The sequence below is a fragment of the Hydrogenovibrio marinus genome (genome assembly GCF_013340845.1).
GTDB classification, from domain to species: Bacteria; Pseudomonadota; Gammaproteobacteria; order Thiomicrospirales; family Thiomicrospiraceae; genus Hydrogenovibrio; species Hydrogenovibrio marinus.
Window position 1 is genome coordinate 1794562 of record NZ_AP020335.1, and the last position, 13835, is coordinate 1808396.

13 protein-coding genes are annotated in these 13835 nt (G+C 46.3%); 5 read left to right on the top strand and 8 right to left on the bottom strand.

Annotated elements, in window-relative coordinates; all coding sequences use genetic code 11:
* Positions 1–121: 121 nt before the first annotated feature.
* Together prmB and mog are read right to left on the bottom strand one after the other, a co-directional pair.
* Positions 122–1057: a 50S ribosomal protein L3 N(5)-glutamine methyltransferase gene (gene prmB / locus HVMH_RS08595; RefSeq protein WP_029910029.1), complete on the bottom strand. Its 936-nt coding sequence runs from the start codon at positions 1055–1057 to the stop codon at positions 122–124.
* 29 nt (positions 1058–1086) lie between these two features.
* Positions 1087–1632, bottom strand: coding sequence for a molybdopterin adenylyltransferase (gene mog / locus HVMH_RS08600; protein WP_029910031.1), 546 nt, complete (start codon positions 1630–1632; stop codon positions 1087–1089).
* Positions 1633–1722: 90 nt separating this feature from the next.
* Here mog and lon point away from each other — a divergent pair, with 90 nt between their 5' ends.
* The 3 genes from lon to HVMH_RS08615 all read left to right on the top strand — a co-directional run bounded on the left by lon (position 1723) and on the right by HVMH_RS08615 (position 7865).
* On the top strand, positions 1723–4431 hold the full coding sequence (gene lon, locus HVMH_RS08605; RefSeq protein ID WP_051623011.1) for an endopeptidase La: 2709 nt from the start codon (positions 1723–1725) through the stop codon (positions 4429–4431).
* Between the two features lie 148 nt (positions 4432–4579).
* Positions 4580–6724 (top strand): phosphate acetyltransferase, encoded by a 2145-nt coding sequence (pta, locus tag HVMH_RS08610; protein WP_035629975.1) that lies wholly within the window; start codon positions 4580–4582, stop codon positions 6722–6724.
* Positions 6705–7865 carry an acetate/propionate family kinase gene (locus HVMH_RS08615; protein WP_029910037.1) on the top strand — a complete coding sequence of 387 codons (1161 nt, stop codon included), beginning with the start codon at positions 6705–6707 and terminating at the stop codon, positions 7863–7865. Before pta ends, HVMH_RS08615 begins: the two co-directional genes overlap by 20 nt.
* A 20-nt stretch (positions 7866–7885) precedes the next feature.
* Here the strand turns inward: HVMH_RS08615 and HVMH_RS08620 are convergent, their stop codons facing one another.
* The 3 genes from HVMH_RS08620 to amrB are packed head-to-tail and all read right to left on the bottom strand — an operon-like array spanning position 7886 to position 9730.
* The gene (locus HVMH_RS08620) at positions 7886–8302 is read right to left on the bottom strand and encodes a hypothetical protein (protein ID WP_029910039.1); all 417 of its coding nucleotides are present in this window, start codon (positions 8300–8302) and stop codon (positions 7886–7888) included.
* Positions 8303–8317: 15 nt separating this feature from the next.
* The gene (gene amrA / locus HVMH_RS08625; RefSeq protein ID WP_029910041.1) at positions 8318–8887 is read right to left on the bottom strand and encodes an AmmeMemoRadiSam system protein A; all 570 of its coding nucleotides are present in this window, start codon (positions 8885–8887) and stop codon (positions 8318–8320) included.
* A gap of 30 nt (positions 8888–8917) precedes the next feature.
* Positions 8918–9730 carry an AmmeMemoRadiSam system protein B gene (gene amrB, locus HVMH_RS08630; protein WP_029910043.1) on the bottom strand — a complete coding sequence of 271 codons (813 nt, stop codon included), beginning with the start codon at positions 9728–9730 and terminating at the stop codon, positions 8918–8920.
* Between the two features lie 153 nt (positions 9731–9883).
* Here amrB and amrS point away from each other — a divergent pair, with 153 nt between their 5' ends.
* Positions 9884–10981, top strand: a complete 1098-nt coding sequence (amrS, locus tag HVMH_RS08635) for an AmmeMemoRadiSam system radical SAM enzyme (RefSeq protein WP_029910045.1) — start codon at positions 9884–9886, stop codon at positions 10979–10981.
* A gap of 20 nt (positions 10982–11001) precedes the next feature.
* On the opposite strand, the gene HVMH_RS11800 is transcribed toward amrS, so the two are convergent.
* The 3 genes from HVMH_RS11800 to HVMH_RS08645 are packed head-to-tail and all read right to left on the bottom strand — an operon-like array spanning position 11002 to position 11966.
* Positions 11002–11223 carry a DUF6790 family protein gene (locus HVMH_RS11800; protein WP_051623012.1) on the bottom strand — a complete coding sequence of 74 codons (222 nt, stop codon included), beginning with the start codon at positions 11221–11223 and terminating at the stop codon, positions 11002–11004.
* A gap of 17 nt (positions 11224–11240) precedes the next feature.
* Positions 11241–11372: a hypothetical protein gene (locus HVMH_RS11875; RefSeq protein ID WP_269473351.1), complete on the bottom strand. Its 132-nt coding sequence runs from the start codon at positions 11370–11372 to the stop codon at positions 11241–11243.
* Positions 11373–11396: 24 nt separating this feature from the next.
* Positions 11397–11966 (bottom strand): hypothetical protein, encoded by a 570-nt coding sequence (locus HVMH_RS08645; RefSeq protein ID WP_155837667.1) that lies wholly within the window; start codon positions 11964–11966, stop codon positions 11397–11399.
* A 177-nt stretch (positions 11967–12143) separates the two neighbouring features.
* Here HVMH_RS08645 and HVMH_RS08650 point away from each other — a divergent pair, with 177 nt between their 5' ends.
* On the top strand, positions 12144–13832 hold the full coding sequence (locus HVMH_RS08650) for a sensor domain-containing diguanylate cyclase (RefSeq protein WP_232087752.1): 1689 nt from the start codon (positions 12144–12146) through the stop codon (positions 13830–13832).
* The last annotated feature ends 3 nt before the right edge of the window (positions 13833–13835 follow it).

Consider the following 13835-nt stretch of genomic DNA (forward strand, 5'->3'; position numbering starts at 1 on the left):
TGAATAGTCAGCTTAAAGCAAATAATCAACCAACTTTTAAAATTAAACGTTTATAGCAGAGAAAAGACACTCGTCTAAGAATGGAACTATGCTATTAAACCGAGCTGAGCGGTGTTCGACATTAAATCAACGCTGCAGCGGCATCAAACACTTCTTGAAAAACATCCAGCTCCGACTTCTGAAGGGCAAACACCCCTTCCCCGCCGTTGTCGAACTCAAACCAATAAAAAGGCACTTCAGGATAAACCTGCTCCATGTAGTACTGTGATACACCGACCTCGACAATCAAGGTACCATCTTCATTCAAGTGCTGAGAAGCTTGAGCGAGAATCTTGCGAACCAAATCCAAACCGTCCTCTCCTGCCGCCAGCCCTAAAGCCGGTTCACACTGAAACTCTTCCGGCAAGGCCTCCATCTCGATTTGGTCAACATAAGGCGGGTTAGAAACAATCAAGTCATATTTACGCCCTTCCAATGCTGAAAACAGATCTGACTGAATGGCAACAGCAGAATCTTCTAGGCCATACAAAGCAATATTCTTCTCCGCAACCGCCAAGGCATCCGTGGAAATGTCCACCAAATCAACCGTGGCATTAGGGCAGGCTTGCAAACTGGCAATACCGATACATCCTGATCCCGTGCACATATCCAAAATGCGCTCAACGTTTTCCGGCTCAACCCAAGGACGATATTCTTTTTGAATCAACTCGGCAATCGGCGAGCGTGGCACCAAGGTTGACTCGTTGACAATAAAACGCAATCCGGCAAACCAGGCTTCACCTGTTAAGTAAGCAGAGGGTTTTCGGGTTTCGACACGTTGGCGGAACAACTCGGTGACCTGTTGTTTTTCCGCTTGCGTCAATCTCGCCAACAAGTAAGACTCAGGCAATTCCCAAGGCAATTTCAATGCAAAGAATACCAATACCTTGGCATCGTCAAATGCATTGTCCGTGCCATGACCAAAAAACAAATCTGCCTTCTGAAACAGCGTACCGCCCCAACGGATAAAGTCTCTGACCGTTTCCAAGCCATCATATTGATAATTGAAGTTACTCATAAATATCGCCTTTGTATTCAGAGTCTAAACTAAGACTTACGTACAGCATGTTTTGGACGGAATCCTTTGATGAAATCATCATTGGTTTCCAGATAAGGACCATCAATCAAATCAATGCAATATGGCACGGCAGGAAAAACCGCTTCCAAACACTCACTAATCGCTGAAGGTTTACCCGGTAAATTGATAATCAGGCAGCTACCACGAGTACCGGCAATCTGACGAGATAAAATCGCTGTCGGCACATATTGCAAAGACACCGCGCGCATCTGCTCGGCAAAACCATCCAAAATCTTATCGCAGACCGCTTCGGTCGCCTCAGGCGTGACATCACGTTTCGCAGGCCCAGTTCCTCCAGTCGTGACCACCAGACAACACCCCTCATCATCCACCAACGCTTTCAGGGTTGATTCGATAATCGGCTGCTCATCTTCAATCAAGCGTACCACCGGCTCCCACTCAGAGGTAAGCGCCTCCGTCATCCACTCACGCATGGCTGGCCCACCTAAATCTTCATATTCTCCACGACTGGCCCGGTCGGAAACCGTGACAAATCCTATTTTTATTTTTTGCATTTTTTACTTCTCAATTCTTGAAAACCGCTAAAACAATCCCCATATGATAACTCAAATAGACCTCAAAATATTAGCAACCATGAGCGACACATGAGCGAAAAAACAGAATTAGACCCTATCACCGAAACTCTTGAGAATGAAATCTCGGATCAAACGCCAGCCGATCACGAAGCGGAGAATCAGGCTCAATCCGACGATCATCAAGAAATCGAATTCGTTGCGTTTGAAGATCATATCGACGACTACGTCGAAGATTCGTTGCAAGCAAACGAAATAGAAGATACTGATGCAGACGAAAACTTGATTCTCGAACACGGTGAATTGATCACTGACGAAGATGACGATGTCAAAATGGCAGAAGTCGAAGATGCCGTCAAAAAAGTCACGCAAGGCTTTGCCAACCTGATTAAAGTCAACAGCAGCAAGCCGAATCACCTATACCTGCTTCCAGTGAAAGAACGTCCATTCTTCCCTGGGCAAACCCTCCCTGTCTTGCTGAACAAAGACCTTTGGGAAAAAACTATCAAACGCGTTATCGATGCCAAACAACGTTACATCGGTATTATTTTTGTCGATAGCGACGAGCACAACAAAGCCAAGCCAGAAGAATTTGCCAAAACGGGAACGCTGGTGCGTATCCACGACCCGAAAGTGCGTGAAGACTACATTCAACTGGTTGCCGAAGGGATTTGTCGCTTCCAAATCAGCGATTGGCTGTCTTCTGAAGAGCCTTACCATGCCAGCGTAGTCTATCCAAAAGATATCGTCAAAGGCAACGAAACCGAATTGAAAGCCTATGGCTTGGCAATTATGAACGCCTTTAAAGAGTTGCTACCGCTGAACCCGCTTTACAGCGAAGAATTGAAATACTTCCTCAACCGCTACAGCGTGACCGACTCTGCACAATTGGCGGATTTCGCCGCAAGTATGACGTCTGCCAGCAATGACAAGTTACAAGACATCCTCGACACCTTGGATTTGGTTGAGCGTATGGAAAAAGTGCAAACCCTTTTCAGACACGAAATCGAAGTCACTAAATTGCAGTTCAATATTCGTGAGCGTGTGGAAGAAAACATCAGCGACCAACAGCGCGATTTCTTCCTGCGCCAACAATTGAAAGAAATCCAAAAAGAACTGGGCATGGTCAAAGATGACCGCGATGCTGATGCAGACTTGTTCCTCGACCGTATCGAAAAGCTTTCATTAAGTGAAGAAGCGGAAACCAAAGCGGAAGAAGAACTGAATAAAATCACCACGCTTGATCCACAATCGGCCGAGTATGGTGTCTCTCGCAACTGGCTAGATTGGCTGACGCAGTTGCCTTGGGGACAACACTCCAAAGACATTCTCGACCTGAAACGTGCCCAGAAGATTTTGGATAAAGGGCATGATGGCTTGGACGATGTTAAAGACCGTATTCTCGAGTTCTTGGCAGTTGGCGCGTTGAAAGGTGAAGTATCCGGTTCTATTATCTGTCTGGTTGGGCCTCCAGGTGTGGGTAAAACCTCTATCGGTCGCTCTATTGCCGACACCCTTGGGCGTAAATTCTATCGTTTCTCGGTGGGTGGTATGCGTGACGAGGCAGAAATCAAAGGACACAGACGTACCTACATCGGCGCTATGCCGGGTAAATTCATCCAAGCCTTGAAAGACTGCGGCACCGCAAACCCGGTCATCATGCTTGATGAAATCGACAAAATTGGTTCTTCCTACCAAGGCGACCCTGCGTCTGCTTTACTGGAAGTGCTTGACCCTGAACAAAACCACGAGTTCATGGATCATTATATGGATGTACGCTTTGATTTATCCAAAGCCGTGTTCATCTGTACCGCCAACACGCTCGACACTATTCCCGGGCCGTTACTTGACCGTATGGAAGTGATTCGCCTGTCCGGCTATATCACTGAAGAGAAAATGCAAATCGCCAAACATCACTTGTGGCCTGCACTACTTGAAGAAGCAGGTATGAACAAGAAACAGGTGCAAATCACCTTGCCTGCCATCCGCCACGTCATCGACGGCTATGCGCGTGAAGCAGGTGTTCGTAACCTAAAAAAACAACTGGCAAAAATTGTCCGTAAACTGGCGATTCGTTTCGTCAGAGAGGATGTTAAAAGTGCGACGATTCATGTGCAAGATTTGGAAGACATGCTAGGTCAACCACGCTTTACCGAGGAAAAAACCAACTTGCAGATCGGTACCGTGACTGGACTTGCCTGGACATCCATGGGCGGCGCAACCCTTACCATTGAGGCTAGCCGAGTGCACACGCACAACCGCGGGTTTAAGCTCTCCGGTCAGTTGGGTGAAGTCATGCAGGAATCCGCAGGCATTGCTTACAGCTATATTTCATCCTCCTTGGAAAAATACAAAGCCGACCCTGAGTTTTTTGACAAAGCTTTCGTCCACTTGCATGTACCAGATGGCGCTACACCAAAAGATGGTCCAAGTGCCGGTGTCACCATGGCAACCGCACTCTTGTCCTTAGCGCGTAACGAACCTATCAAAACGCCTTTGGCGATGACAGGTGAGCTGAGTTTGACGGGGCTAGTGTTACCAGTCGGCGGGATTCGCGAGAAAGTCATTGCGGCCAAACGTATCGGCATCAAAACCTTGATACTGCCGGACGAAAACCGCAAAGACTTCAACGAATTGCCAGATTACTTGAAAGAAGGTGTGGAGATTCACTTCGCAAAACACTTCGATGACGTGGCAAAACTGACATTCAATATCCGCAGCAAGTCAAAGGCATTGAAAGACTACCTTGATCGCCAAGTAACCAACATCAACGAAGCGTGATGTCACATTAAAAATCTGCCAGGTTGGGTTCCGCCTTCCTCCCCAACCTGGTAGATTTTTCCCTTTCATTTCCGCAAATCACTTCTCAAGATATATTTCGTTCCCATTCTTTGCTATGCTAATGGCACGATTCTTTGAAGGGATGGTTATGAAGTCGAAAAGTCTGTACATTGCTTCTCGTGAGCGTCATGCCGGAAGCTTGGCTATTTCTTTCGGGTTGATGACTTTGCTTCACCAAAAATTCGAAAAAGTGGCTTTTTTCCGCCCGGTGGTGGAAGAAACACAGGATGCGGACTGCCTCTTCATGCAATCCGTCTTCGACCTCCCGCAATCAATGGATGAAATGGTTGGTTTCACGCTTGATAAAGTGATTCGACTATTGAGCGAAGGCCATAAACACGAGCTTTACGAAAAGCTCATCGCTCAGTACCAAAAGCTATTGCAACAATACGATTTTGTTTTGGTACAAGGCATGGAGTTGAGCCGAATGGCTTCCACCATCGACTTCGACCTGAACCTGAACCTCTCGAAACATTTCAACGCCCCTTTCGTGCCGGTACTTAACGGTAAAGATAAAACCCTACAAGATGTCGAAAGCGACATAGAAATGGAAATCCAAGCCGCTCATGATGAGGGCATCACCCCGTTTGCCGTATTCGCAAACCAAGTGAAACGCTCTGAAGATGCCGAGGCGAAAAAGATTTTCAGTTGCGACAGCCCGAAGCTCATCACCAAAAATGGTGAAGATTCGTTAATCTTCTATTTACCTTACCTGCCGGATTTGGACACGCCGACCGTCAAAGAAACTTACGAGGCATTGAATGGTCGTTTATTGCTCAACGACAAAGTGCCTTTGACTCGTCTTGTCAAACGCCCGGTGGTTGCCGCGATGACGGCGGAGAATTATTTGAGCCGAGTACAAGAAGGTGATTTGATTATCGTACCCGGTGACCGAACAGATATTTTGACGGTATCGGTCATGAGCCTCTACTCCAGAAGTTTGCCGAACATCTCCGGTATTATGCTGACAGGTGGGTTAATCCCTTCGCCCATCATCATGGCGCTGCTGTCCGGTTATCGTGGCTTGGAAATCCCTTTAATTTCAGTATCGACAGACACTTACCCAACGGCGATGAAAGCACATGAAGTCAGAGCCAGACTCTATGCGGATAATGAACAAAAAAATCATTTGGTACTGAGTCTATTCGACCAATATGTTCATAAAGATTGTCTACTGGAGAAATTCGTACAACCGACAGCAGATGTCACCACGCCAATGATGTTCGAGTACCGCCTATTTGAAAAAGCGAAGCAATCGCTACAGGCCATCGTGCTACCGGAAGCCAATGACGCGCGCATACTCAAAGCCTGTGAGATTTTACTTCAGCGCAAAGTTGTGCGCCCGGTGTTGCTTGGTAAGGCGGAAGAAATCCATTACCACTGCAACCTGTTGGGTATCAATCTGGACGGCGTGGAAATCATCGACCATGAAGAAAGTGAATGGAAATCTGAATTCATTCAAACACTTTATGAACTGCGCAAACACAAAGGCATGACCCTTGATTTGGCAAGAGACTCCATCAGCCACGTCAGCTACTTTGCGACAATGATGGTGCACCTCGGCTATGCCGACGGCATGGTTTCCGGAGCGACTCATACTACAGCTGATACAGTACGCCCCGCGCTACAAATCATCAAAACCAAACCCGGCACAACTTTGGTTTCGAGTGTGTTTTTTATGTGCTTTGGTACGCGTGTATTGGTGTATGGCGATTGTGCCGTAAACCAACACCCAGATGCCGACCAACTGGCGGAAATCGCCATCAGTTCAGCAGACACAGCTGCTCGCTTCGACATTGAACCTAAAGTCGCTCTCCTGTCCTATTCTACTGGCGACTCAGGACACGGTGATGAGGTGGACAAAGTTCGCCAAGCCGCCAAAATAGCGAAGCAAAGACGACCTGACCTGACGCTTGAGGGCCCGCTGCAATATGATGCGGCCATTGACCCAGAGGTCGCTCGTCAAAAAATGCCTGACAGCGATGTTGCCGGGCAGGCGACAGTATTTATCTTTCCAGACTTGAACACTGGAAACAACACCTACAAAGCAGTACAACGCGCTTCTGGCGCCATCGCTATCGGCCCGGTATTACAAGGGCTGAACAAACCCGTTAATGATTTAAGTCGTGGTTGCACGGTGGATGACGTTGTCAACACAGTCGCTATCACGGCTATTCAAGCCCAACAAATGCATGCACAACAGGAGATGCCTCATGAAGATACTGGTGCTTAACGCGGGGAGTTCATCTCTCAAATACAGCCTTTATATCGGCACAGATACTCATCTGGCATTGCATGGCAATATCGATAATCTGACCGAAGACCCACAAGAAGAACCGGGCAAGAAAACCCATGAAGAAGCGCTGCTGGAAGTCGAAGCAAAACTGAAATCCGCTGGCTATTGTGAGCACTTGGGAGATTGTGACGTCATCGGGCATCGAGTGGTACAAGGGGGCGAAGCCTTCCATGAAGCGACCATTATTAATGATGAGGTGATTGAAACACTAGAAGAGCTCTGTCAGTTGGCGCCTTTGCACAATCCGATCAACCTGATTCCGATTTACCATATCACTGAGCGCTTCCCCAATCTGACGCAGGTAGCAGTTTTCGACACTTCTTTTCACCTGACAATGCCGGATTATGCCTACCGCTATGCCATTCCGAATGAGTTGTACCACGAGCATCACATCCGCCGTTATGGTTTTCATGGCACGTCTCATTTACATATCGCCAAGCAGCTTGCTGAAATGCTGGAAATGGATTTGGAGGGCGTCAGTTTAATCTCCATGCACCTGGGCAATGGCGCCAGCGCTTGCGCTATCGAATACGGCGAAAGTATCGACACCAGCATGGGGTTTACCCCGCTGGAGGGATTGATTATGGGGACCCGATCTGGCAACTGTGATCCGGCAATTCCGTTGTATTTGATTCGCGAATTAGGTTACACAGCTGATGAAGCCGATTACCTTCTCAACCATGAGAGCGGCTTAAAAGGACTTTGTGGTATCAGTGACATGCGCAGTTTGGTCGATGCCGCTGCATCCGGCCACCATGAGGCAGAAGTGGCTTTGGATATGTTCACCTACCGTCTAAACAAGATTGTGGGCAGTTATCTTGCAGTGATGGATGAGGTCGATGCACTGGTATTCACCGGTGGCATTGGCGAAAATTCCGCATTGGTTCGCGAACGGGTTTTGGATGGGTTCTCAACCCGTTTCGGCATTGAAATCGACTATGCCGCCAACGAAGATGTGGATGGTATTTCCTTAATTACGACTGAAAACAGTGAGATTGCTGTTTGGGTGATTCCGACAGATGAAGAGCTGGAAATCGCTCAACAAGTCATCGAGGCTTTAGTGCCGGATATTGACTGATTAAAAACAATTGGAGTGCTTTAGGTATTGTTGTAGCCCAGCACTTTCACGAACTCGTCGATATGGAATTCATATCGATCTTTTAGCCCCTTGCGGTCATCGAAAATCTCGTGACTGTTGTCTATCAATAGAAAGAAAGACAAGTCCAAATGCCCGGCACTTAAGCTTGGCAAGAGCTGCATCAGATTTTGCACATCCGCTTGAGTTAGAAAAACCTCTGCCTTCAATACCTTGCTCGCCACATCCAACTCACCGCTGCCTAAAATATCTGAACGGCTGTTCTTTACCTGAATCGCCAAATGAAAATTCTGTATTTCATCAAAGCGTTCTTGTGGTGCAAGCACTCGTCCGGAAAACTCCAGAATACGTTCTACTCCAAGTGAATCAAAGGTCTCAAAGAACTCTCCTGCACCCACAACCAATTCAAATCTCAGCATCCTTACCTCCAAAAATCAGTCTATATCGCCCCAAAAAGCTTCATACGCCTGCACATGATAACGCTCACAGCGCATATTTTCGCTCCAATGTGTCATCCCCGCCTTGAGCATGAGATTATCAACAAAAGCATTCTTATCAGGCAACTGCTTCCAAACAGAAGGTAAATAGGTCGCTCGATGTCGTTCGTCTGAAATCACCAAGCCATCTTCAAAAGGCGTCAACTGCGCCAATAGCGCCTCTTTAGAGCTACAGCCTGCAATGATTTCCGGTGCTGTCAAAATAGAAACCTCTATATCAATCTCTTCCGCTTCACCTTCAGTGAGTGGTGGAAACCTTGGGTCTTGAAACGCGGCTTTATAAGCATTGTTGGCAACATCCTGTATCAAAGGCAAATGCGCTTGCAAGCTCCCTATACAGCCCCGAAGCTGTTTATCGATCGTCAAGGTAACAAAGCAGGCGCCTAATTGATTCAGAGCGTCGTCATCACTCATCACTTCTTGAGGCGTCACACCTTTGAGTCCATCCAAAATCGTCTGTTTAACAAGAGAAAACAATTCACTTTCTTGGTCGGTATTCAATTTCATAGTACACCCTTGCTCATCACTGAAATTCGATTATTGCAATTCATACATCGCCCAAGTGCCGTAGCCGACAACGCGATCTTTGGTTCCGGCAGTATCACCGGAGTTGATTAATGCGACTTGCTCAATCATCATCGGGTGATCTCGCATTACCCCGAGAACACCTTGAATGCCTTTATAGCCGCAAGCCATTTCACCATTCAAGACTTGCCAATTTCCTTGGCGAATTGCCTTGGCGGTTTCTCCATCTAGCTTTTGCGCTTCCTCATACGGATGAAAATGGCTCAGGTCACTGCTAATAACGAAATATACGCCCTCTTCATTCCACAAGTTCTGAATGACATCGATCACTTCGGAAGCAGTGACTTGCCCGTTCAGCAATGGCAATACCTTAACGCCTGGTAACAGGCTTTTGATAAAGGGAAAATGGACTTCAAGACTATGCTCTGGCGCATTCGCCATGTCGGAAACACCCACCTGAGGACAAACTTCAAGTAGCTTATCTCTCAACTGAACATCAACTTGCAGATTGCCTAAAGGCGTGGCGACCTCATCCGAGCTGATGGTTGCAACCCCAACAAAGGGCACTCTATGTGCTGGCCCCATAACGACAACGGTTTTGATTTGCGATGAGCTGTCTTGCCATAGTCGATATCCTTTGGCCGCCGCTTCGCCTGAATAGACATAACCGGCATGCGGCACAATCAGCACTCTTGGCAATGGCTTTATGGAAGGCTTAGCGTGCTCCTCTTGTCGAGGCATCCACTGAGAAAAAGCAGACTCAATTGTTTCGGGGTCATCAGGATAAAATGCGCCTGCTACCGCCGTTGGTCTAACATGACTCATCTCTCTACCCTCCTATCAGCTAACTTTGCCGTCCTATGACATCAATTTACTTAGGCCTGAAAAAATATACTACCTATGTTATTGATACCACTTGAATTTTACGTTTCCACCAATATATATACGGATATGTAACTAAGGATTCAAGGTGTAATTATGCAAAATGTGAATTTAGAGGATGCCTCTGTTGTTCCAGTTGGTTTTTGGCATCAACTCGACAATGGTTTAATCCAGTGTGATTTATGTCCAAGAGAATGTCAACTCCATGAAGGTCAACGAGGCTTTTGTTTTGTGCGCGGCCGCCTAAACGACCAGATGTGGCTGACGTCCTATGGGCGTTCCAGCGGGTTTTGTATTGATCCTATCGAGAAAAAACCATTGAATCACTTTCTGCCGGGTTCTGCTGTGCTGTCCTTTGGAACGGCAGGGTGCAACCTAGCCTGTAAGTTTTGTCAAAACTGGGATATGTCTAAAGCCCGAGATATGGACAGACTACTGGATCAGGCTGCTCCAGAGACTTTAGCGCAAGCCGCTAAGCAAAACGGCTGTGCATCCGTGGCCTATACCTACAACGACCCGGTGATTTTTTATGAATACGCTATCGACACGGCTCAAGCCTGTCGCGAGCAAGGTATCAAGAATGTGGCAGTGACCGCAGGCTATATCAACGAGAAACCAAGAGAAACGTTTTTCCAGCATATGGATGCCGCCAATATCGACTTGAAAGCATTCAGCGAACGTTTCTATAAAAAGCTAACGGGATCATCACTTGGCGCGGTGCTGGAAACCATTGAGTACGCTGTGAATGAAGCGGATACCTGGGTAGAGTTGACGACGCTATTAATTCCTGGAGAAAATGATTCGGAAAAAGAAATTGCCGAAATGTCGGAATGGATCTTGGAACACTGCGGACCAAATGTTCCCTTGCACTTCAGTAAATATCATCCTGACTACCGTATGATGAACAACCCGGCGACGCCACAGCAAACGTTGGAAACCGCAAGAGATATTGCCATGAAAACGGGACTGAATTACGTCTATACCGGCAATGTCATTCACCCGGAAGGTCAGGCAACCTATTGCCCACATTGTGGTGAAAAAGTGATTGGTCGTGCTTACTATGAAATTACCGACTGGCATTTGAACAATGGCAGTTGTGACCACTGCGGAACGCCGATTGCCGGGGTATTTGATAGTCACCCTGGAACTTGGGGAAATAAGCGTCAGCCCATCCACTTAAATGGAAAGATCTGACACCCCCAACCTGGCAGATTTTATTCAGTCACTTTTGTCATACGGTGTTGCACATAAAGCAGCAGCAAACCAAAGGCAGTCATGAGAATATCTGTCCAAAACACGGTTCCGGCATTGCCCGGCGCAAAGTTATGGCTAGTCACCCTTTGGTAAACATGCCCGCCTGCCGCGCCCCAGCTAAACAAAGCAGGGGCGATAACGGCAACTGTTCTAAACCGAAGGCTCGATCTGAATGCCAACACACCGGCAACCCCAAACCCTAAGCTCGCAAAACCGACTTCATATTGGAATGGGCTGTTTGCTCAAACAATGAAATTGCTGTTGCAATAAAACCTAAAATCAACATCGTGACGGTAAAGTTTTTCAACGCCAAGCCAATTAACTCATCCATGCTCACCCCCCTTTCTCATTATTTTTATAAATATTTACCCTTGGTGTTCGGATTGTTTGGCGTCAGCGGCTTTTGGCTCGGCTGGTCATCAGGGTCAATACTGGGTGGTTTGGCATTTTGCTTAGCGTAACTGCGCATCATCTTGATAGCCTGTTTAGAACCCAATAAACTGAAGTGCACAACCTTAAATTTGCCATTGCGCAGTGCAACAGCGAACCCAATATTTTTGTTGTGTGTCACCAGACTGTCTATTGAGCGGAATGGCTTGATAATCAACGCATTGGAATCATGCAGGCGACGTCCGCAAATCAAGTCAAATTTGCGCGCGCCTGCATCAGTATTCACCAGGCTGGGAAAAACGTCCGACTTTTTACAGGTAATGCCCAAATCCACAATATAGGCACAAAGCCCTGTCTTGTAGTAACAGAACTGTCCGAAAATACGTTTCTGCTCATTGTTGGTCGCGGCAAAGGCATAGTCCTGCTCTACCGACCATACCCAGTTTTGCGAAATCTGTTCCGCATTGGAAGCACTCGGTAGAAGTCCCAAAAACATGGAAAAAATAGACACTAGATAAAGGATTTTAGTTTTCATTGATTTGTCACTTAAAAACAAACTATTCTCGGTTATCATATTCGAAAAGCAGCCCCCAGTCATCTCGCAAACTTTCCATTACGTTTTACATGGAAATAAAAACTTATCCATTAGAAAACCATGATACTATTTTTTTGAATACCTTAACTGACCACACAATACAACATAAATGGATTTATGACTAAACTGCTTGGGACTTTCTTACTGACGCTTCTCTGCATCATCACCAATGCCCATGCAGCAGAACTTTCTCCTGTTGACATTGGCAAGTCTGCTCATCAGATCGGCTTTCATATCGATTTTTATGAAGACAAGCACCAACAGTTTGATTTTGAGCATATCGCTGATATTCCCCAAGACCTATTCAAGCCCCTAGACAAGGCCATTTGTGCTCGATTATTCACAAATTCAACTTACTACTTCAAGTTTCGCGCTCAAAATGACTCAGACCATGCTGTAAGTCGAGTCATCACTTTCGGCACGCCTTGGCTTGACCATATTAAACTGAAGATTATTTCCCCCAATCGGGAGGCTGCTGTTTATAAAACAGGCAATATCTATCCATACAGCCAGCGCTCTCTGAAAATCACCTACCCAAACATTGAACATCACTTTTCACCTGGCATTTCGACTGTCTATGTACAAGTGAAAACCCGCGACCCATTCATTGTCCCGATTTCCATTCTGACAACAGATGATGTTTATAAATATGGTGCTAACGAACAGGGCATAAAAATGTTCATCTACGGAATCATCGTTGCGATGATTTTGTATCACCTAATTCTTTTCCTGAATATCCGCCTAAAGTACTACGCCTTTTACGTTCTCTATTTGTCATCCTTCTTGATAATGAACATGAGTTACGGTGGCTATACTTTTGAATACTTGCTACAAGACTCACCTGTCATTCAAAACTGGATGCAATCAACCTGGATATTTCTCTTCTCAATTGCCGGACTATTATTTGCCAACGCATTTCTAAACCTTGCCAAATTCGCGCCGAAAACCCAAACAACAACAAACCTCATGATTCTTTTCATGACAGGAACAATGATCTTTTCTGCGTTCTTCGGCTATCACATCCACGTTATTCTTTCGATAGTGCTCAGCGTTTTGTTCAGCTTTTATGTATTTACCATTGGAATATGGTCGCTGGTAAATGGAAACAGAACGGCGCGATTCTTTATATTGGGGACAACTGCAGGCCTGATTGGTACCACCATTACCGCTTTAACGGTAATGTCTGTCTTACCTTATACGCACTTGGGCTATCAAGCCATTGAATTTGGGTTGGCGATTGATTCCATTCTTCTCTCATTCGCATTGGTTGACCGAGTCAAAGCCAATGAACGCGAAAAAAATATTGCCGAACATTTCGCCAACACAGATGCCTTAACTCAGCTACTCAACCGCAGAGCCTATAATCAGATTTGCGAAGAAGAACAAAGCGGAACCCATAAGATTTACCGTGAGAGTTACACGGTCATGATGATTGACATCGATTTTTTCAAAAAAATCAACGACTCCAGTGGCCATGCAGCAGGAGACAGTGTGTTAGATAAAATCGCAAAACTTCTGCAATCTCACATTGAAGGCCATGGCTACCTGTTCCGTATGGGGGGCGAAGAGTTTCTCGCATTATTACCGGATTTCGACCAAAACCTTTCCGAAGAGTTTGCGGAAAAAATTCGAGCGACTGTTGAGCAAACTGAATTTGACATTGAGGATCAGAAATACCACATCACCGTTAGTATCGGTATCTCTACCGGAAATGCTTCGAGCACTATAGATGAAACGACAGCAAATGCTGACCAAGCGCTATACAAAGCGAAACACTCCGGCCGAAATCAGTTGGTGCTTTTCTAAACC